Below are 18,835 nucleotides of genomic sequence, written 5' to 3'. Positions count from 1 at the left end.
ACCCCGTGCCTTGTCCGGCCTCACACTGATGAAATGCATTCCTCCCGGGCACTTTTTGATGCACCCTGAATCCGATCACCATGACTGAACTCAGAAACGTTGAAGCCGAGCTGTCGCGTTTTCGCATTCGTGTGGTGGTGGCCGGGCTGGTGGTGCTTCTCTGCTTTTCCCTGGTGGCGGCCCGGCTGTCCTTCCTGCAGGTGCATCGCTACGAAGACCTGCGCGCGCAGGCCGAAAGCAATCGCACGGCGATTGTCCCCATCGTGCCGAGTCGCGGCCTGATCCTGGACCGCAACGGCATCGTGCTGGCGTCCAACTATTCGGCCTTCACGCTGGAAGTCACACCGTCCAAGGTGGAAAACATGGACGAAACCATTGCCGCGCTGGAAAAGCTGGTTGACATCACGCCCCGGGACAAGCGCCGCTTCAAGCGCCTGCGCGAAGAATCGAAGAGCTTTGAATCGATTCCGCTGCGCACCCGTCTGAGTGACGAAGAAGTGGCGCGCTTCGCCGCCCGGCGCTTCAGTTTTCCCGGCGTGGACATCAAGGCCCGGCTGTTTCGCAACTATCCCTATGGTGAATTGGGCAGCCATGTGGTGGGCTACATCGGCCGCATCAACCAGGCGGAGAAGGACGCGATCGAGGATCGCGAGGAAGAAGGCAACTACCGCGGCACCGACTACATCGGCAAGCTGGGCGTCGAGCAGAGTTTCGAGCAGCAGCTGCATGGCCAGACCGGCGTCGAGCAGATGGAAACATCGGCCGGCGGGCGGGCGCTGCGAAAACTGGCGACCAGTCCGGCCACGCCGGGCAACAACGTCATGCTTTCGCTGGACATCGGCCTGCAAAAACTGGTCGAGGACATGTTCGGCACGCGACGCGGCGCCCTGGTGGCGCTGGACCCCCGAAGCGGCGAGGTGCTGGCTTTTGTCAGCAAGCCGACCTTCGATCCCAACCTGTTCGTCGAGGGCATTGACCATGAAAGCTGGCAGGCGCTCAACGAGTCGATCGACAAGCCGCTGCTCAACCGCGCGCTGCGCGGCACCTATCCGCCGGGCTCGACCTACAAGCCCTTCATGGCCATGGCCGCGCTGCAAACCGGCAAACGTTCGCCCACCGCGATCATCAACGACCCGGGCTTCTTCATGTTTGGCGGCCATCGTTTTGGCAGCCCGGAAAACGAGCGTGGTGGCGCCATGGACATGAACCGCGCGATTGTCGAGTCGAGCAATGTGTATTTCTACACGCTGGCCAACGAGTTGGGGGTGGAAGCCATTCACGACTTCATGGCGCCACTGGGCTTTGGCCAGGCCACCGGCATCGACATCAATGGCGAGGTGCGCGGCGTGTTGCCCAACCAGGAATGGAAACGCAACTATTTCAAGCGGGTGGCGCAGCAGAAGTGGTTTGCCGGCGAAACCATTTCACTGGGCATTGGCCAGGGCTACAACAGCTTCACCATGCTGCAGCTGGCGCAGGCCACGGCCACCCTGGCCAACAACGGCATCAAGCACAAGCCCCGGCTGGTGATGGGCACGCAGGACGCGATGACACGCGCGCTGCATCCGCTGCAGGCCGACCCGCCGGTTGACCTGCACTACAAGCCTGAAAACGTTGCCATCATCCGCAAGGCCCTGGTCGGCGTGACGCAGGGCGGTACATCGACCCGGGTGTTTGCCGGCGCGCAATACCTCTCCGGTGGCAAGACCGGCACGGCGCAGGCGGTCAGCATGGGCCGCAATGACCGCTACAACAAGGCGAGCATGGAAGAGCACCAGCGCGACCATGCGGTGTACATGGCGTTTGCCCCGGCCGACAACCCGCGGATCGCGCTGGCCGTGATTGTGGAAAATGCCGGTTGGGGCGGCGGCGTGGCGGCGCCGATTGCCCGCAGGGTGTTCGACTATGTGCTGCTGGGTCAGTACCCGAGCGAGGAAGACATGCTTGCGGTGCAGGCAGGCAAGGCTGTGGCGCCCACAGGCAAGCCGCGCCTGGCCGCCGACATGGTTGCGCTGCTGGTGGGCGACACGCCCGGTGCCATGGTGTCGGCCGCCGGCGCCAGACCTGTCACCGTTCAGAAAGCCGAGCCAGCGGCCGCTCTCGTCAAAGCCGTCGAGGTGGAAAAACCGGCCAATGCGGCAATGACGGCAAAGGCGGCCAAGCCTGTCAAGGCCACGCCCGCCCGAAAGCCGGTTCCGCCGGCATCTGCAATCATTCCTGTAGAAAGCAGCGCACCTTAGCCCTGCGCATGGCTGCCGGGCGCGTGGCCATGGCTATTTCAGGAACGCGTCAAAACCGGTTTTCAGGATCAGCGCGCTGACCACGCCAATAAACACCAGCCGTACAAAACCCGCTCCGTGCTTGAGCGCCAGGCGCGTGCCCAGCAGACTGCCCGCGACGTTCGCCACCGCCATGGTCAGCGCGAAATGCCACCAGACATGGCCTTTCCAGGCAAACAGTCCCAGCGCCGCCAGGTTGGTCGCGGTATTGAGCAGTTTGGCCGAAGCCGACGCGTTCAAGAAATCGTAGCCCAGCCAGCGCACGAACAGGAAGACAAAAAAGCTGCCCGTTCCGGGACCGAAAAACCCGTCGTAAAACCCCAGAACCAGGCCGATGCAGCAGGCCACCAGGGTTTCGGCATGCCCGGTGAAACGCGGCGTGTGGTGGCGGCCAAGGTCTTTTTTTGCCAGCGTGTAGGCCAGCACGGCCAGCAGCACGAAAGGCAGGACTTTGCGCAGGAAGCCCGGATCGATCATGGTGACCAGCCATGCACCCGCCAGCGAGCCGCAAAACCCGGCTCCCGCCGCCGGCAGCAGCGCCGACCAGCGCATCTGGACGCGCCGCGCGTACTGGGTCGTGGCGACTGCCGTTCCCCAGACCGATGCCCCCTTGTTGATGCCAAACAAGGTTGCCGGATGCGTGGTGGGAAAGACGGCAAACAGCGCCGGCACCAGAATCAGTCCGCCGCCGCCAACGATGGCGTCCACAAAACCGGCAAACAACGAAGCAACAGAGACAAGCAGCAATTCCATGGCGGCAATTGTCGCACCCGCCGGGTCGGGCTTTTACTCATTTATTAATAGCAATGAATGCTTCTGCGTTGTGCGCAAAAGCCATTTTTAACACTTGAATATCAGGGTGCGGACGAAAAAAAGCGCTGGGGTTGCCAGCGCTTTTGGTCAAACCAGCATTTTTTGCAACGCTGTGTCTTCTATTTATAAATGTCTCCTCGACTCCCCGCATTGCGAGCAGCAAGGCCCGATAGCAAGTTCTCCAATGTAGCGGGTGCACTGAGAAAGCGCATCAGGGATTTCCCGCAAATGAAACGCTCACAAACCACGGTAGCGAGCCTTTTGCGCACTGCAACCTTGGCCTGACAATTGCCGGCTGACGGCCCGCCATTTTCGCTGGCCGCTCAGATGCCAGCCTGTATCCACTGCGCTGCTTTCTCGGCAATCATCAGGGTCGGCGAGTTGGTGTTGCCGCTGGTGATGAGCGGCATCACGCCGGCATCGACCACGCGAAGTCCGCGAACGCCGCGCACCCGCAGGTGCGAATCGACCACCGCCATCGGGTCGTCGGAGCGGCCCATTTTTGTTGTCCCGACCGGGTGAAAAATCGTCGTGGCGATGTCGCCGGCCAGCCGCGCCAAATCCTCGTCGGTCTGGAACTGCACGCCCGGCTTGAATTCCTCCGGCTGGTATCTGGCCAGTGCGCCCTGGCTGACGATCTTGCGCGTGATGCGCAGCGAATCGGCCGCCACTTGCCGGTCCTCGGCTGTGCTCAGGTAGTTGGGCGAAATGGCCGGTGCGTCGGCAAAGGCGCCGGTCTTCAGGCGAACGCTGCCCCGGCTGGTCGGGTTCAGGTTGCAGACGCTGGCGGTGAAGGCGTTGAAGTTGTGCAGCGGTTCGCCGAAGGCGTCGAGCGACAGCGGCTGGACGTGGTACTGGATGTTCGGCCAGGGCTGGTCGGGCGAACTGCGCGTGAAGGCCCCCAGTTGCGACGGCGCCATGCTCATCGGCCCGGTGCGGCGCAGCGCGTATTCCATGCCGATGCGCGCCTTGCCCCAGAGCGAATTGGCCATGGTGTTGAGCGACAGGCCCCAGCGCTTGCTGTCTTTGTCGCCCCGGACCTTGTACACCGAGCGGATCTGCAGGTGGTCCTGCAGGTTGGCGCCGACGCCTGGCAGGTCCTGCACCACCGGGATGCCGTGCTGCTGGAGCAGCCCGGCCGGACCAATGCCGGAAAGCTGCAGGATGTGCGGCGAGCCGATACTGCCGGCGCACAGCAGCACCTCGCCCATGTGGCCCGAGTCGCGCGTTGCCAGCGCCGTGACCCGCTCCTGGCCGGTCCAGACCTCGACTCCGGTGCAGCGCTGGCTGCCGTCGGCCTGCAGCTCGATCACCAGCTTGCTCACCTGGGCGTTCGTCCAGAGTTCGAAGTTGGGCCGGCCCAGGCAGGTTGGCCGCAGGAAAGCCTTGGCCGTGTTCCAGCGCCAGCCGTTTTTCTGGTTGACTTCAAAATAGCCCACACCTTCGTTGCTGCCCCGGTTGAAGTCCGGGGTCTGGGGAATGCCGGCCTGGGAGGCCGCCTCGGCGAACGCATCAAGGATGTCCCAGCGCAGGCGCTGCTTTTCCACGCGCCATTCGCCGCCGGCATTGCGGTGGCGCAGGATTTTTTGGTAGGGCTGGAGCTTGTCCTCCATCAAGGCCGGCGCCACGCCACGCGCGCCGTGCAGCGGGTCAGCGCCCTTGTAGTGGTCTTCATGCAGCTTGAAGCAGGGCAGGGCGTTGTCCCAGGTCCAGGCGCTGTCGCCGGTCAGCTCCGCCCATTTGTCGTAATCCCGCGCCTGGCCGCGCATGTAGATCATGCCGTTGATGCTGGAGCAGCCGCCCAGCGTCTTGCCGCGCGGGTAGCGCAGCGCGCGGCCGTTCAGCCCCGCGTCGGGCTCGGTGTTGAACAGCCAGTCGGTGCGCGGGTTGCCGATGCAGTACAGGTAGCCGACCGGAATGTGAATCCAGTGGTAGTCGTCCTTGCGGCCGGCCTCGATCAGCAGCACGCGCTTGGACGCATCGGCGCTGAGCCGGTTGGCCAGCAGGCAGCCGGCCGTGCCCGCGCCGATGATGATGTAGTCGAAAGTCAGGTTCTGGTCGTGCATGAAATAGGGCTTTGGTGGACTCACCTTGCATTGTGGCAAAACTCGGTCATGCCCGTGAAGGAGATTACCCCTTTGCCCGCCGCGCTTTCACAGCTGGCGAGCCTGGCCGGCAGGCACCAAGCCCTGTAGGACCATGGCGGAACCAGACGGAACGCCTGCTTTCTTCATTTTCTGCAGTTACCATGACCGCTTTGCGTTCAAATCCGCCTGGTCCATCGGTGGCTGTTCCACACCATTGCCCGCATGCCTCTTGACGACTCACCGCCGCGCCTTGACATTCAGGATTCCCCTGAAGGCCCGCTCGTGCGCCTGCAGGGAAGCTGGACCGCCGCACAGCTGACGCTGGCACCCGCCTGGGCCGCGCTGGGCGAACAGCTCGACAGCCTGAGCAGCGCCCGGCCGCCTGCTGCGTCCAATTCCGCCCGGTGGAGCCTGGAAGACATTGAACAGCTCGACTACCTGGGCGCGCAGGTGCTGTGGACGGCATGGCGCCAGCGCTGGCCGGACGATGTGCAACTGGCGCCTGAACAGCGCGAAATGCTGGAAACGGTGGAGAAATTCACCGTCGCTCTGGCGCCGCCGCGCCGCTCGCCGTGGTCGGAACCGCTGGTGGTGTTTGGCGAGCGGCTGCTCGGCCTGATCGACCATCTCAAGGGCATGCTGCGCCTGCTGGGGCAGCTGCTGCTTGACCTGTTGCGGCTGTTTCGCCATCCCCGGCAAGGGCCGTGGCGTGACCTGTCGGGCCATCTTTACCATTTTGGCGCGACGGCGCTGCCGATCACGGCGCTGGTCGGATTCCTGATCGGCGTGGTGCTGGCCTACCTGATCTCGCAGCAGCTGCGCCAGTTCGGCGCCGATGCCTTCATTGTCAACATCCTGGGTATTTCGCTGATCCGCGAACTTGGTCCGGTGCTCGCCGCCATTTTGATCGCCGGGCGCAGCGGCTCGGCCATCACCGCGCAGATCGGCGTGATGCGGGTGACCGAAGAGATTGACGCGATGCGCGTCATGGGCATTGCCCGGGGCTTCCGGCTGGTGATGCCGCGCGCCATCGCGCTGGCGGTGGTGATGCCGCTGATCAGCGTCTGGACCACGATAGCCGCGCTGCTCGGCGGCATGCTGGCGGCCGATGTCTCGATGGGCGTGACGCCGTCGTACTTTCTCAACTCGCTGCCCGCCGCTGTCAGCGTGTCCAACCTGACGCTGGCAACCTCCAAGTCGGTCGTCTTTGGCCTGCTGATCGCGCTGGTCGGCTGCCACTACGGCCTGCGCGTCAAGCCCAACACCGAAAGCCTGGGCAAAGGCACGACGGCGTCGGTGGTCACCTCCATCACCGTGGTCATTTTGGTGGATGCGCTGTTTGCAATCTTGTTCAGAAGCGTGGGCATTTAAGTGATGAAGACCCCCACGCTCCCCACTTCCGTGTGGTTCGCTGCCCCCGAGGGGGCCGTCCCGCCTGCGGCCTGGCAAAGCCATGGATGTCGCCCCCACGGTCGCTCACTGCGTGTAGCTTCCTGCCCCCCGAGGGAGCTGCTGCGCCTGCGGCCCGGCAAAGCCGGTTCCGCGGCCCCTGCTGGTAGGGTGCATCACCTGCAGGGTTGTCGTTTCGCTTACCGCGCAGAGGTCATGGTTTTTGGAAACCGGGTGAGAAATGACTGAACCCGTCGTTCAAATCAGCAAGCTCTGGACGGTGTTCCAGAACGGCGACAAAAAGTCGGTGGTGCACAAAGACCTCGATCTGACGGTGGAGCGCGGCGAAATCATGTCACTGGTCGGCGGTTCGGGCACCGGCAAGACGGTGCTGCTGCGCCAGATGCTGGGGCTGGAAACGCCAACACAGGGCGACATCACGGTGCTTGGCAAGCCCGCCGCCGAACTGGGCAAGCGCGGTGCGGCCAGCCGGGTCGGCATGCTGTTCCAGCAAGGCGCGCTGTTTTCAGCCTTCACTGTGCTGGAGAACATCGCTTTTCCGCTGCGCGAACTCAACACGCTGCCGGGCGCGCTGATGCGCGAGGCGGCGCTGGTCAAGCTGCAGATGGTCGGCCTGCCGGCTGAGGCCGCCGACAAGATGCCCAGCGATTTGTCGGGCGGCATGATCAAGCGGGTGGCGCTGGCGCGCGCGCTGATCATGGACCCGCCGCTGCTGCTGCTGGACGAACCGACCGCCGGACTGGACCCCGAAAGCGCCGACAGCTTTTGTGATTTGCTGCGCTCGCTGCACCAGGGCATGGGATTGACGGTGGTGATGGTCACGCACGACCTGGACACCATCTTCGAGCTGAGCACGCGCATTGCCGTGCTGGCATCGCAAAAAGTCATCATCAACGACGTGCCGCAAAAGGTGGTGGCGTTCGAGCATCCCTTTATTCACGACTTTTTTCTTGGCGAACGGGGGAAACGGGCGATGACGCTGCTGAACCACCCCGCCGCCCCTTGATCTAGAAAGGTTTTCATCATGGAAAACAAGGCCCATGCGCTGATTGCCGGCGCGTTCGTGGTGCTCATCACCGCCCTGCTGGCCGTGCTGGCCATCTGGCTCACGCGTGACAACACCGAGCGCAACCTGTACGAAATGAGCACTTCCGAGACCGTTTCCGGCCTGCAACCGCAAGCCACGGTGCGCTACCGGGGCGTGGCCGTCGGCAAGGTCGAGCGCATCGGGTTTGACCAGAAGGTCAAAGGCAATGTGCTGATCCGCGTGTCCATCGACCAGGCCGCGCCGGTGACGCGCTCTACCTTTGCCACCGTGGCGTCCCAGGGCGTCACCGGTTTGGGTTTCATCCAGCTCGACGACGACGGCAGTTCCAGCCAGCGGCTCACGCCCAACGACGACGATCCGCCGCGCATTCCGCTCAAGCAGGGCGGTATCGACAAGCTGATCAAGCAAAGCGGAGTGATCTTCGACCAGGCCGAGCAGGCAACCACGCGCATCAACCAGTTGCTGTCGGCGCAGAACGAAGCGGCCATCAACACCGCCGTCACGCAACTCGCCGAGGCCGCCGGCAGCATCAACCGCGTCGCCAAGGCGCTGGAGCCGGCCGTGTCCACGCTGCCCGCATTGTCCAGGGATGCGCAGGCGGCCCTGCGTTCGGTCAAGGGCGCGACCGATGAAGTCGCCCTCACCGCCCAGCGCCTGAATGAAAAAGGCGGCGCGCTTGACCGGCTCAAGGAGGGCGGTGAGGCGCTGGCCGCCGGTGTGGAAACCTTCAGCGCGGCCACGCTGCCCAAGCTGGGCGAGGTGGCCGACGAAACGGCGCGCACCATGCGCCAGTTGCGCCGTACCGTGAGTGGGGTTGATGACAACCCGCAATCGCTTATTTTTGGCAATGGCCCAGCCGTGCCCGGCCCCGGCGAAACCGGCTTTTCCGCCAACGGAGACCCACAATGATGACCTTTGAGCCACTTTTCAATGCTATTAATTCAGTAGCTTTAAACGCAGGCCAATATTGCGCAAAACGGGTTTTGTGTGTGATAAGTGTGTTGGCCCTTGCCACCGGGTGCTCGGTGATTGACAAGCCGACCCGCGCCACCATGTACGACTTCGGACCGGGCGAGATGACCACTCAGCTTGCGACAATGCCCCCGGCCCTCATGGCTGCGTCTGTCCTGTCGCCGCTGGCGATTGCCGACATTGCCACCTCCGGCGGCGCGCTGGAGAATCAGGCCGTGCTCTACCGATTGGGCTATGTTGACGACCAGCAGCTGCGCCCCTATTCACAGGCGCGCTGGACCATGCCGCCGGCGCAATTGGTGCGCCAGCGCATGCGCGAGCGCCTGAGCCAGCAGCGCGTGGTGCTCAATGCCCGAGAGGGCGTGGCGCTGAACCGAAGCCAGAACACCAATTTGCCCATGCTTCGGCTGGAGCTTGAAGAGTTCAGCCAGCTGTTCACTGCGCCTGATGCCAGCATCGGCCTGATTCGGCTGCATGCCACGCTGGTCGAGATCACGCCCTCTGGTGAACGGTTGTTGGCGCAACGCAACCTGTCGGTGCAGCGACCTGCCACCAGTGCCGATGCCGCCGGCGGCGTGCGTGCCCTGACCGCCGCGACCAACGCCGCCATCGACGAGCTGGACCAGTGGGTGCGGCAAATAAAATAGGTCTCTTACCGTATTTCACCTGTCCCGGTCAGCTGTGCGCAGCGCATGGGCTCCTGCAGCCTTTTGTCGCAGTGCCAGGCGTTATGCGCGAACCCAGACAGGTCCCGGTACAAAATAACTTCGGCTGGAGACTCTCAGCATGGGATTGGCTTCTTAAGCACAGTAGCGACCAGCCAGCCTTCCATCGAATTGACAGGCGCCTCGTGGAAAACCGCTCCGGGTGGTTACGGAAAAACGGCAAAAAACCCGGTTTGCGCAATATTAACGGGCATTGCCAGCTATATTTTAAGTAGCAATTTATACCGATTTCCTCTCGCTGCAAACCCTGAGCGGGGCCAGCGGTGTCGCGCGTGAAACAGGGGCCCGGGTCGCAGCCGTTGTAGGCTGTCGAGCTCCACCACGCATATTTCAAGAGGCATCCCATGAACATTCCTTCCCTGCAAGGCGCAGTCAGCGCCGAAGAATGGCAGCTGCGCTGCGACCTGGCGGCCTGCTACCGGCTGGTTGCGCTGTACGGCTGGAGCGACCTGGTGTTCACCCACATCAGCGCCAAACTGCCCGAGTCGGTTGCCGGCGCCGGCGCGCACCATTTCCTGATCAACCCCTACGGCCTGATGTTTGACGAGATCACCGCCTCCAGCCTGGTCAAGGTGGACGAGCAGTGCAACAAGGTCATCGACTCGCCGTTCCCGGTCAATCCCGCCGGCTTCGTCATCCACAGCGCCGTGCACGCGGCCCGGCCAGACGCGGTTTGCGTGCTGCACACCCACACCCGGGCCGGCGTGGGTGTCAGCGCGCAGGCTGGCGGCATCCTGCCGATCAGCCAGCAATCGACCTTCGTGCTGGCGTCGCTGGCTTACCACGACTATGAAGGCGTGGCCTTCAAGGATGCGGAAAAGCCGCGCCTGCAAGCCGACCTGGGCCGCGCCAATTTTCTGGTGCTGCGCAACCACGGCCTGCTGGTCGTCGGCAAGTCGATTGCCGATGCGTTCCTGAGCATGTACACCTTTGAGGCCACCTGCCGCATCCAGATTGATGCGCAGGCCGGCGGTGGCGCGCTCACGCAGGTCAACCCGCTGATCGTGCAGGGCGTGTCCGAAGCGATGCGGGTGCAGACCGGCGGCCTGGGCGGTGCCTTTGTCTGGCCCTCGCTGATCCGCAAGCTGGAGCGTCTTGACACGCCTTACCGGACCTGACAGGCGCCCATCTGGCCCGGGGAGAACCGGGCGGCGGGCGGGTGTTTAAAAACTCGGCAAGCCCGGCGAGGCTGCGACGGCCGGCTCAGTAGCATGTCCCTCGTCCTCGGCAGGCATTTCGCCCTCATCGACGGTGATGTCCTTGCGCAGCATCTTCACATCGCCAAAAATCGTCGCAAAGGCCACATCCTTGGCATCCCGGCCGGTGCCGATGCGCACCAGCCGGTCGATGGGCGCCATGCGCGTGGCATCGAACAACACCCAACGACCGTCGAGCCAGGCCTCGAATACGGCGTGAAAGTCCTGCGGCGCTTCGGCGAAATTCACATAGCCGACCACCAGCCGCGCCGGAATGTTCAACGCCCGGCACAGCGTGATGCCCAGGTGCGCAAAGTCGCGGCACACGCCCACACGCTGCACAAACACGTCTTGCGCCGTGGTGGTTGGCTGGGTGACGCCAGTCTGGTAATCGATTGATTCGTGAATCCAGCTTTCCACCGCGCGCACCCGGCCCATGCCGGGCGGCAGGTGGCCGAACAGTTGCTGCGCCACGCGGCGCAGCGAATCCGATTCGCAATAACGGCTGGGCATCAGGTAGTGCAGCACGTCGTCAGGCAGGGCGCTGACGGGTGTCTCGTCCAGATGCAGCGGCTGCGCCACCGGATGCAACTGCACGCGGGCATGGTAGTTGACCGACAGGATGCCCTTGGGTGCGTCCAGGCGAATGAAGCGGTTGCCGCTGCGTTCGTCGGAAAAATGCCGCACCTTCATGCTCGGCGTGATGGTCAGCCGCTCCTCCACGACTTCATGGCCGGGATAAAATGCAGCGCCGATGTTAAGCAAAAAATGCGCCGGGCTGCTGACTTCGTATTCGATCAGGCAGTCAACCAGTGAGGTGTGCATGAAGGGTGGCTCCTGTAAGGCGAATCAAAAAAAGCCGGTGGCGCAACAAGCCAGACGGCTAGTCACGCCTGCGCGGCCGGGGTGCGGGTGAATCGGTGCCGGAAAACCAGTTCTTGCAGGTCACAAACACGACGCGGACAGCGCGCTCCAGAATATCGGTGGACAACGTGGAAGGGCGACGCGCCCTGAGCCTGAACACCAGCAGGAACTCGGCAATACGCGCAGGAAACCCGACCTGCCGCTGGGGCGCGATGGCCGGCACCGTGTGGCTTGTCGGGCCGTCAGGTTCCTCCCGCGACGACCACCCCTGAAAAATGCGGTTCTTTAACCGTGAAACTGCTGTGCGGGGCGGCTGGCTGTCGTCAGGCTCCATTACTTCATCATTTTCTTGGCAGCGCCTACACCCAGCGCCGCCAGCACGATGAAAATCAGCGCCAGAATCAGGAACAGGCCGAACAGAACCTTGGCAATCCCCGCCGCGCCTGCAGCGACGCCGGTAAATCCCAAGGCGCCAGCAATCAGTGAAATGATCGCAAAAATAATTGCATATTTGACCATTTTTATCTTTCTTCATTCCTTGATTACAACCCAAGGCACTTATCGTCCATCAGCCACAACCCTCCATTGGAGGGTTGACTTCTATCGTAAAAAAGCATGCCAGTTTTCAGCATAAGCATGGTCCTTTGCGCTTTGTAGGACATTGCCTTGGCCGTTGTGCCCGAAGCATCTTTTGGCTTGCCAGAATGTCCTATCGTGACATGCTTCCATGACCGGGGAATGACGCACGTTCCATGCCATTATGGACCGATGGTCAAACCGGTCATCCCGGCCAAAAGCGGGCTGCTTTGAGCAGAATGAAAAAAGCTCCGGCTGGATTGCGCCGCACGCCCAGGTTCATAATTGACAGCTGCTTTTCTCAAGGCTTACTGTGTACCAGGCGGCCCGGAGAAGCCGATCCTGTGCAGCACGCCTGTGGTCCAGTTCTGGCCGGCGGCCTGCCTTTTCACACCAGAACCAGGAAATCCAATGCCCACTTTATTCGACACTGTCCAGGCTGGCGATCTTCTGCTGGCAAACCGCATCATCATGGCGCCGCTGACGCGCAACCGCGCGCCCGATGCCATTCCCACGCCGCTGATGGCCGAGTACTACACCCAGCGCGCCACGGCAGGCCTGCTCATCACCGAAGCCACGGCCATTAGCCACCAAGCCCAGGGGTATGCCGATGTGCCCGGCCTCTACGGCACCGAGCAGCTCGACGGCTGGAAGCACGTGACCCAGGCAGTGCATGACGAGGGCGGCAAGATCGTGGTGCAGCTATGGCACGTCGGCCGCGTTTCGCACAGCGACCTGCAGCCGGATGGCGGCCAGCCGGTCGCGCCCTCGGCCATCACCGCCAAGACCAAGACGGTGCTGATCAAGGGCGGCGTGCCGACCTTCGTCGCCACGTCCGAGCCACGCGCGCTCGATGCCGGTGAACTGCCCGAGATCGTCCACACCTACCGGGCGGCGGCGCTCAATGCGGTGGACACGGCCGGCTTCGACGGCGTGGAAATCCATGGCGCCAACGGCTACCTGCTCGACCAGTTCCTGAAGAACGGCTCCAACCAGCGCACCGACGACTACGGCGGCCCCATCCGCAACCGCGCCCGCCTGATGCTGGAAGTGACACGCGCCATCGTGGACGCGATTGGCGGCGGCCGCACCGGCATCCGGCTGTCGCCTGTGACACCGGCCAACGACGCCTTCGACAGCGACCCGCAGCCGCTGTTCGAGTACGTCGTCAAGCAGCTGGCCAAGCTGAACCTGGCGTATGTCCACATCATCGTCGGCGCCACCGGCGGCCCGCGCGAATTGTCCGAGCGTCCGTTCGACTACCCGGCGCTAAAAGCGGCTTACCGCGCGGCCGGCGGAAAAGGTGCCTGGATGGTCAATAACGGCTACGACAAGGCCACGGCCGAACAGGCGCTGGAAAACGGCGCCGACCTGGTCGCCTTCGGCAAGCCTTACATAGCCAACCCGGATCTGGTGCGGCGGCTCCGGACCGATGCACCACTGAATGAGCCCGACAAAGCCACCTTCTACGGCGGCGGCGCCGAAGGCTACACGGACTATCCGGCGCTATCGCATAAATAGCTAGAAACGAAAGCGCTACCTGCGCAATAAGAGATTTTTACTTGATTAAGCCATGTTCGGAAAGTCAACGGAGCCATTTCACGGTGCCGGCCATGTTCAGACAGCCCGCAAACTTGACGCCGCGCTTGTCACGGCCAGTGGCCACGCAGCGAAAGACATTGCTGCCTTGACTTTGTGCCGCTTGGACAATTTTGTCCGGGTCGTCTGCTTTGTCAGCCAAAGCGCCTTGGCCTGTAGTCGGCACAAAATGCAATGGGTTGCCCGAAGCGCCGCAGACAGTGAGGATTTCGGCCTTCAAGGCCCCGCGTGTCAGGCCGATGGCTTGCGGATGACCACTCTTGCGTGCTCCTGCCAAGGATTGACACGCCCCAAAAAAGTGCTTGAAGTGCCCTTTTTACACTACTGCGAATGGCGCGGCCGCACCTGCATTCCATAGGCCCCGCCGCTCGGGGCGAGCCCGACCTCGCTCTCGCGCTTGCACAGCTTCAGCACATCAAACTTTCCGGACGCAGACTGGTGCTGGCTGCACAAGTGCACTGCGTTAGAAACAACCCTTCAATTAATTGCGAATGATTCTCATTTGAATATATAATTCATTTTGAAACAACTGTCGCCAGATGTGGATGCGCCGGCCTATTGCCTGCGCATCTGCCCTTGAAAACGGAAACTTGAACGCTACAAATAACCGCACACGCCAGCCATCGCCAGCCAGTGCTTCGACATGAAGGACTTCGTCATGCTGGCACATCAACCCTGGCCCATCGCGCTGGCGATCGCGGCGGCTTATGCGACTTTTCCTGCGACGGGCATTGCCCGGGATGGCCGCGACACATCCACCTCGTCGGCCGCACTTGCCGATGTGACGATTTACGGCCAGCGCGATGCTCAGAAACTACGCAAAGACGCATCGGTCGCCAAGCTGGTCATTGGTGAGCAGGAGGTGGAGCGCTACGGCGACGCCACCGTGGGCGATGTACTGCGCAGACTGCCTGGGATGGGCTTTTCGGGGCCGGCGGGGGTGGTCAAGGACATCCGCTTCAGGGGTCTTGACAAAGGCTACACGCAATTCCTCATCAATGGTGAGCCGGTTCCCACCGCCACCAAGGACCGGCAAATCCAGGTGGACCGGCTGCCGGCCGACATGATCGAGCGCATCGAGGTGATTCGCAGCCCCAGCGCCACGATGGAATCGGACGGTATTGGCGGCACTGTCAACATTGTGCTGAAAAAGACCGCCGACAACTTCACCCGCCTGCGCGCGGCCTACGGCAAAAATGGCTCGCTTGACGTGGGCGACATGGTGGCGCAATGGAGCCGTCAACTGGGCGACGTGGATGTGGTCCTGGCCCTGTCGCACACCGTGGGCGCGGAGGACGTTGTCGAGGAAAAAGATACGCTCAGTGCCAGTGGCGCTGTCACGCAGCGGGAGCTCAAGCCCAAACCGGCCAAGAAAACTGAAACCCTGCTGTCGCCCCGCATCACCTGGCGCAACGGCCAGGACCGGCTGACGCTGGACGCTTTCGTGACGCAAGGCACCGAGGACAAAACGGAGAGTTCATCGCTTTTCAATGCCGCCGGGGTTTACACCAAAGGAGTGGAGAAAACAGAAAACAAGGACGACATGATCGGTCGCCTGGGGACCCGCTACGACGGGCGGGCAGCCTGGGGTAGCTGGTTTGCCAAGGCCGGCATCCAGCGCGCCACGGTCGTCAAGGACGCGCTCAGCCTTGAAAACAATGCCGTCCGCGTCCTCACGAAACGGGCCACGGAACGCGAGCAGATCGTGGACCGTGACCACTACGCCGGCATTGGTGCATCGTTCGAGGCAGCCAGACGGCACACGGTGTCCACTGGCCTGGAGTGGCGCAGCGCGGAGTTCGACAACCAGAAAACCAAGATGGAAAACGGCGTTGACAAAAGCGCACTGGCCGACCGTTACAACGTGGTCGAGCGCAAGCTCACGGCTTATGCCCAGGATGAGTGGCAGATTGCCGACAGGCAATGGCTGACCGCCGGTGTCCGGCAGGAAAAAACCAGCCGCAACGCGACCGATGGCAAGGGCATCGAAAAAGACGGCGAATACAGTTTTACCAGCCCTTCCCTGCACTACCGCTGGGAAGTTGCCAAGAACACCAACGTTCGGGCAAGCTGGAGCAACACCTCCAAACTGCCCAAGTTTGACCAGATCAATCCGCTGGTCACGACCAAATCGGGGAGCCTGGCCAACCCGGACACAGCGGGCAACCCCAACCTGCGGCCCGAGCGTGCCCGGGGCCTTGAGCTCGGCATTGAGAAATTTTTTCAGGGCAGCCGCGGGGTGTTAGGCGCGAACTTGTACCAGCGCAATGTCACCGATTTCATCCAGAAGACCACCACGCTGGAGGGCGCACGTTATGTGCAGCGTGCAAGCAATGCGGCCCAGGCCAAATTCTGGGGCCTTGAGTTCGATGGACGACTGCCCCTGCTGCACAAGGGTGCGCATGCGCTGAATTTGACCGGCAGCCATGCCGAGCTGCGCGGACGGGTCCTCAATGCCGTCAATGGCACTCATGGGGGCGTGCAAGACATGCCGCCACGCATCACCTCGGTGGGCGTGGAATGGACTCACCAGCCGACCCGCTGGTCCGTGGGCACCCACGTCAGCTATCAGCCTGGCTTCACCACCGATGGACTGAACGATAACAGCGAGCGCGAGCGCAAAAGCCGCAACGCGTCGTCGCTGCTGGATGTGTACGCCACCAAGATCATCAGCCCGCTCGCTGAAATAAGGCTGGTGGCCAAGAACCTCCTGTCGGTCAAAAAGCAGGAAACGACCACCAAGTACAGCGCTGGCGGAATCTTCGCTAGCAGCGAGTCCAAGACCGAAAGCTCCCGGCCGACGATTTACCTGACCTATGAGGCGCGCTTCTAGCACTGAGGAGTTAAGGCAATGCACACCAACATTCCCCTTATGGTCCCGATGGCTGGACCGAGCCACGAAGCGCCTTCCGACCGCGACCTGCCGGGTGTAACGCCGGTCAAAACCTTGCTGAAGGAAATGACTCGCATGATGCTGGCGCACCCTTGGTTGCTGGCGTTGACGATTTTCCCCAACATCATCTCACCGGCCCTGGCGCCACTGCAAGCGTGGCTGGCCAATGAAGTGCTGGCCGAAGTCGCCAAGGGCGGCCGGGCTTTTGCATTGCAGGAGTTGCTCACCTATGTGCCTTATGCGCTGGCCGTTTTCATGGGGTTGGCGCTGCTGCAGATTTTTGAGAAAGTCAGCAACCGCATGTATGACGACCGGCTGCTGATCGACGTGCAGCGGCGCTGGTTTGAAATTCGCGGCGTCGGTTGCGCTGGCCAGCAGGTGGCCAAGGCCACCAATGACGCCAAAAACGTGGTCAAGATTTTCGATCTGGCCCAAAAAGAAATCTGGGTCGTGCTGATTGGTGTTCCGGCCGTGCTGCTGTGGCAGATCAAGCTGTCGCCAGAGTTGCTGCCAGCGCTGGTGGTAACGGCTTTCATCCCCTTCCTGGCGTCTTTGGTGTTCGGCCAGATCATTGCGCGGCTGAGCCTGCGCGGCGTGGTGCTGGTCGGCAACGTCAGCTCGGCCGTTGCACAGGGTGACAAGCGGCGCCTGCACACCGAGCAGGAAAAGCTCTACCGCAACCGGATCAAGTTTGAAGTCACCAAGCAGCTGAGCGAAGTGACCTCCGAGTTTGCCTTCTGGCTGTCGCTGGTGCTGGTGCTGACGCTGTCGCTGGGCGGGGTTTGGGCGCTGCTGCCGGAGCAGCTCACGGCCGCGCAGATTGGCGTCTTTCTGGTGAACCTGAAGCTGCTGACCAAGCCGCTCAATGCGGTGACCAAGATGCACAACAAGGTGCGTGAAAGCTGGCCCTCGGTTCGCCGGGTGCTGCGGCCCCAGGAGGCGGCAGCGTGAGCGAGCGAACTTCCTGCACCTGTCATGCGATCGACATCGAGACGTTTCGCGCCGCCTGCGCCAGCGGGGCGCACAACGTCAAAACCTGCTTCAAGGCCATCGGGTGCCTGCCCAAATGCAACGACTGCATCCCGATGGTCAGAAGTGTGCTGGCGGAGTTTTCTGAAAAAACACTGCCAGCGCAGTCCGTGGCGCTTACCGCGCCCATTTCCAACGCCTTGATTGAAAAGAGATCCCTATGAACCAACCCTACAAAACCAAATTGGCGCACATGCTGGACAACGGCGACAAGCTGGAATTCGAGTCCTTCGTCGAAGCCAGCAGCCACGACGACGCCGTGGCCCAGGCCAAGGTTCGCCTGCATGCGGTAATTGCCGCACTGGCCACGGCTGAAACCATTGACATCGACAAGACCAAGGTGGAAATGGGCGCGCACCAGCACTGAGTGGCAGCACCCGGTGCCCAGCCTTCAGGCGCCGAGATAAGCGCTTGATCCGGCTTCGCCGGCAACAGCGCTGTTTGTCCCAGTCTCAGGGCTGGTGCCGCGGCAAGTTGGTCCGGGTCACCGGCACAAAACCCATGGCCCAGGCCAGCGAGCGCGCAGCCTTACCTTCGTAAGCGCTGTCCATGAGCAGCACCACGTCGCCCGCATCCTGTGGGCCACGGCCTTGATCTGGCTTGGTTTTGCGTTGGCGTACAACGCAAGTAACCCAATCGGACGTACGGTACTCTCGCCAAATGCGTGTCGATTTGGCAGATGACGGAGTTGAGCCTTTTCCAATGTCAGGCTCGCCACAAAAAACTAACCTGACCCGAAAACTTCGGTGCCGAAAAGCAGCCTCTTTTAGTTTGAGGTCAGGGCATCAAAACCATGTGAAAACGCATCTTTTGATGCGTTCCAGTGGCTTTCAGCAGCACCGGTGAGGTCATTCATGCCCTGGTAACCGGTTACCAGGGTTTCTTCAGCGTCACCTGCGCTGCTTCGTTGAAGGCGTCTCCCCTAACGCTGTTCTCGCACCGTGACATACGTCCGCATGCCGTAGCTTGAAGCGCCATGGCCGCTCGCTGGCGTATCGTGACATCCGGTTCGGGTGTGCTTCAGCTGGACACTGCGAACCCACCCATAAAAAAGAAAGAAAATTTGATTTTAAAAACAACCAGGCTGTTCGTTATGACGGCGCTTGCCGAAATCGTGGGATTCTTTTTGCACTATCTATCGCTCCGTAAAAGCGGGTCCGTGTGGGGCTGCTAGAGCGCCTCCGCGCTGAATAGAGTGATTTTCCATGACTTCAAAAATCACCATCATTCCAGCGCAGGCGGGAATGACGACCTATTGATCCGGCCCGATGAAGTATCAAGCGGCATAGCGAACACGCCGATCCTGGAAATAGGCGATAACTCGCTCAGGCGTGCGTTCGAGCA

The 18,835-nt window shown here is 62.0% G+C and carries 17 protein-coding genes; 12 read left to right on the top strand and 5 right to left on the bottom strand.

The genetic code is table 11. From position 1 onward, the window contains the following. Positions 1-80: 80 nt before the first annotated feature. Complete coding sequence (gene mrdA, locus IWX87_RS15100; RefSeq protein ID WP_196864359.1) at positions 81-2,240, top strand: penicillin-binding protein 2; 2,160 nt, start codon at positions 81-83, stop codon at positions 2,238-2,240. Between the two features lie 33 nt (positions 2,241-2,273). Here the strand turns inward: mrdA and IWX87_RS15095 are convergent, their stop codons facing one another. Together IWX87_RS15095 and IWX87_RS15090 are read right to left on the bottom strand one after the other, a co-directional pair. Further along, on the bottom strand, positions 2,274-3,032 hold the full coding sequence (locus IWX87_RS15095; protein WP_196864358.1) for a TSUP family transporter: 759 nt from the start codon (positions 3,030-3,032) through the stop codon (positions 2,274-2,276). Positions 3,033-3,415: 383 nt separating this feature from the next. Further along, a complete protein-coding gene (locus tag IWX87_RS15090) occupies positions 3,416-5,158 on the bottom strand; it encodes a GMC family oxidoreductase (protein ID WP_196864357.1) in 1,743 nt (580 codons plus the stop codon). A 243-nt stretch (positions 5,159-5,401) separates the two neighbouring features. Between IWX87_RS15090 and IWX87_RS15085 the strand changes: the two genes are divergently transcribed. The 5 genes from IWX87_RS15085 to IWX87_RS15065 all read left to right on the top strand — a co-directional run bounded on the left by IWX87_RS15085 (position 5,402) and on the right by IWX87_RS15065 (position 10,452). Next, positions 5,402-6,550: an ABC transporter permease gene (locus IWX87_RS15085; RefSeq protein ID WP_196864356.1), complete on the top strand. Its 1,149-nt coding sequence runs from the start codon at positions 5,402-5,404 to the stop codon at positions 6,548-6,550. 259 nt (positions 6,551-6,809) lie between these two features. Continuing rightward, the gene (locus tag IWX87_RS15080; protein ID WP_196864355.1) at positions 6,810-7,595 is read left to right on the top strand and encodes an ABC transporter ATP-binding protein; all 786 of its coding nucleotides are present in this window, start codon (positions 6,810-6,812) and stop codon (positions 7,593-7,595) included. 18 nt (positions 7,596-7,613) lie between these two features. Next, on the top strand, positions 7,614-8,546 hold the full coding sequence (locus IWX87_RS15075; protein ID WP_196864354.1) for an MlaD family protein: 933 nt from the start codon (positions 7,614-7,616) through the stop codon (positions 8,544-8,546). Between the two features lie 89 nt (positions 8,547-8,635). Continuing rightward, positions 8,636-9,256 (top strand): ABC-type transport auxiliary lipoprotein family protein, encoded by a 621-nt coding sequence (locus tag IWX87_RS15070; RefSeq protein WP_348535212.1) that lies wholly within the window; start codon positions 8,636-8,638, stop codon positions 9,254-9,256. A gap of 422 nt (positions 9,257-9,678) precedes the next feature. Next, a complete protein-coding gene (locus IWX87_RS15065) occupies positions 9,679-10,452 on the top strand; it encodes a class II aldolase/adducin family protein (RefSeq protein WP_196864352.1) in 774 nt (257 codons plus the stop codon). 45 nt (positions 10,453-10,497) lie between these two features. Here the strand turns inward: IWX87_RS15065 and IWX87_RS15060 are convergent, their stop codons facing one another. Genes IWX87_RS15060 through IWX87_RS15050 form a run of 3 tightly spaced genes read right to left on the bottom strand, consistent with a single transcriptional unit; the run spans position 10,498 to position 11,913 of the window. Then, complete coding sequence (locus IWX87_RS15060) at positions 10,498-11,355, bottom strand: transglutaminase family protein (RefSeq protein ID WP_196864351.1); 858 nt, start codon at positions 11,353-11,355, stop codon at positions 10,498-10,500. A 58-nt stretch (positions 11,356-11,413) separates the two neighbouring features. Then, positions 11,414-11,728, bottom strand: a complete 315-nt coding sequence (locus IWX87_RS15055) for a hypothetical protein (RefSeq protein ID WP_196864350.1) — start codon at positions 11,726-11,728, stop codon at positions 11,414-11,416. Next, entirely contained in the window at positions 11,728-11,913 is a 186-nt protein-coding gene (locus IWX87_RS15050; RefSeq protein ID WP_196864349.1) for a DUF1328 domain-containing protein, read from the bottom strand. The genes IWX87_RS15055 and IWX87_RS15050 overlap by 1 nt, the downstream gene beginning before the upstream one ends. Before the next feature lie 468 nt (positions 11,914-12,381). Here IWX87_RS15050 and IWX87_RS15045 point away from each other — a divergent pair, with 468 nt between their 5' ends. From IWX87_RS15045 to IWX87_RS19905, 6 genes are all read left to right on the top strand, one after another. Continuing rightward, positions 12,382-13,491, top strand: coding sequence for an alkene reductase (locus IWX87_RS15045; RefSeq protein WP_196864348.1), 1,110 nt, complete (start codon positions 12,382-12,384; stop codon positions 13,489-13,491). Positions 13,492-14,227: 736 nt separating this feature from the next. After that, positions 14,228-16,402, top strand: a complete 2,175-nt coding sequence (locus IWX87_RS15040) for a TonB-dependent siderophore receptor (RefSeq protein WP_196864347.1) — start codon at positions 14,228-14,230, stop codon at positions 16,400-16,402. Positions 16,403-16,420: 18 nt separating this feature from the next. After that, positions 16,421-17,413: an ABC transporter ATP-binding protein gene (locus IWX87_RS15035; protein ID WP_196864346.1), complete on the top strand. Its 993-nt coding sequence runs from the start codon at positions 16,421-16,423 to the stop codon at positions 17,411-17,413. After that, positions 17,410-17,655, top strand: coding sequence for a bacterioferritin-associated ferredoxin (locus IWX87_RS15030; RefSeq protein WP_196864345.1), 246 nt, complete (start codon positions 17,410-17,412; stop codon positions 17,653-17,655). The genes IWX87_RS15035 and IWX87_RS15030 overlap by 4 nt, the downstream gene beginning before the upstream one ends. After that, the gene (locus IWX87_RS15025) at positions 17,652-17,858 is read left to right on the top strand and encodes a hypothetical protein (RefSeq protein ID WP_196864344.1); all 207 of its coding nucleotides are present in this window, start codon (positions 17,652-17,654) and stop codon (positions 17,856-17,858) included. Before IWX87_RS15030 ends, IWX87_RS15025 begins: the two co-directional genes overlap by 4 nt. Before the next feature lie 609 nt (positions 17,859-18,467). After that, complete coding sequence (locus tag IWX87_RS19905; RefSeq protein ID WP_196864343.1) at positions 18,468-18,665, top strand: hypothetical protein; 198 nt, start codon at positions 18,468-18,470, stop codon at positions 18,663-18,665. The last annotated feature ends 170 nt before the right edge of the window (positions 18,666-18,835 follow it).

It is taken from the genome of Polaromonas sp. CG_9.7 (genome assembly GCF_015752205.1).
Classification (GTDB): Bacteria; Pseudomonadota; Gammaproteobacteria; order Burkholderiales; family Burkholderiaceae_C; genus Polaromonas.
Note: the sequence above shows the minus strand (reverse complement) of the source record. Positions and strands in the feature narration are given on the sequence as shown.

Bases quoted from the DNA above. Each gene is read 5' to 3' on its own strand.
- mrdA (WP_196864359.1), top strand. From the start codon at position 81: ATGACTGAACTCAGAAACGTTGAAGCCGAGCTGTCGCGTTTTCGCATT.
- IWX87_RS15095 (WP_196864358.1), bottom strand. From the start codon at position 3,032: ATGGAATTGCTGCTTGTCTCTGTTGCTTCGTTGTTTGCCGGTTTTGTG.
- IWX87_RS15090 (WP_196864357.1), bottom strand. From the start codon at position 5,158: ATGCACGACCAGAACCTGACTTTCGACTACATCATCATCGGCGCGGGC.
- IWX87_RS15085 (WP_196864356.1), top strand. From the start codon at position 5,402: ATGCCTCTTGACGACTCACCGCCGCGCCTTGACATTCAGGATTCCCCT.
- IWX87_RS15080 (WP_196864355.1), top strand. From the start codon at position 6,810: ATGACTGAACCCGTCGTTCAAATCAGCAAGCTCTGGACGGTGTTCCAG.
- IWX87_RS15075 (WP_196864354.1), top strand. From the start codon at position 7,614: ATGGAAAACAAGGCCCATGCGCTGATTGCCGGCGCGTTCGTGGTGCTC.
- IWX87_RS15065 (WP_196864352.1), top strand. From the start codon at position 9,679: ATGAACATTCCTTCCCTGCAAGGCGCAGTCAGCGCCGAAGAATGGCAG.
- IWX87_RS15060 (WP_196864351.1), bottom strand. From the start codon at position 11,355: ATGCACACCTCACTGGTTGACTGCCTGATCGAATACGAAGTCAGCAGC.
- IWX87_RS15055 (WP_196864350.1), bottom strand. From the start codon at position 11,728: ATGGAGCCTGACGACAGCCAGCCGCCCCGCACAGCAGTTTCACGGTTA.
- IWX87_RS15050 (WP_196864349.1), bottom strand. From the start codon at position 11,913: ATGGTCAAATATGCAATTATTTTTGCGATCATTTCACTGATTGCTGGC.
- IWX87_RS15045 (WP_196864348.1), top strand. From the start codon at position 12,382: ATGCCCACTTTATTCGACACTGTCCAGGCTGGCGATCTTCTGCTGGCA.
- IWX87_RS15040 (WP_196864347.1), top strand. From the start codon at position 14,228: ATGCTGGCACATCAACCCTGGCCCATCGCGCTGGCGATCGCGGCGGCT.
- IWX87_RS15035 (WP_196864346.1), top strand. From the start codon at position 16,421: ATGCACACCAACATTCCCCTTATGGTCCCGATGGCTGGACCGAGCCAC.
- IWX87_RS15025 (WP_196864344.1), top strand. From the start codon at position 17,652: ATGAACCAACCCTACAAAACCAAATTGGCGCACATGCTGGACAACGGC.
- IWX87_RS19905 (WP_196864343.1), top strand. From the start codon at position 18,468: ATGGCCGCTCGCTGGCGTATCGTGACATCCGGTTCGGGTGTGCTTCAG.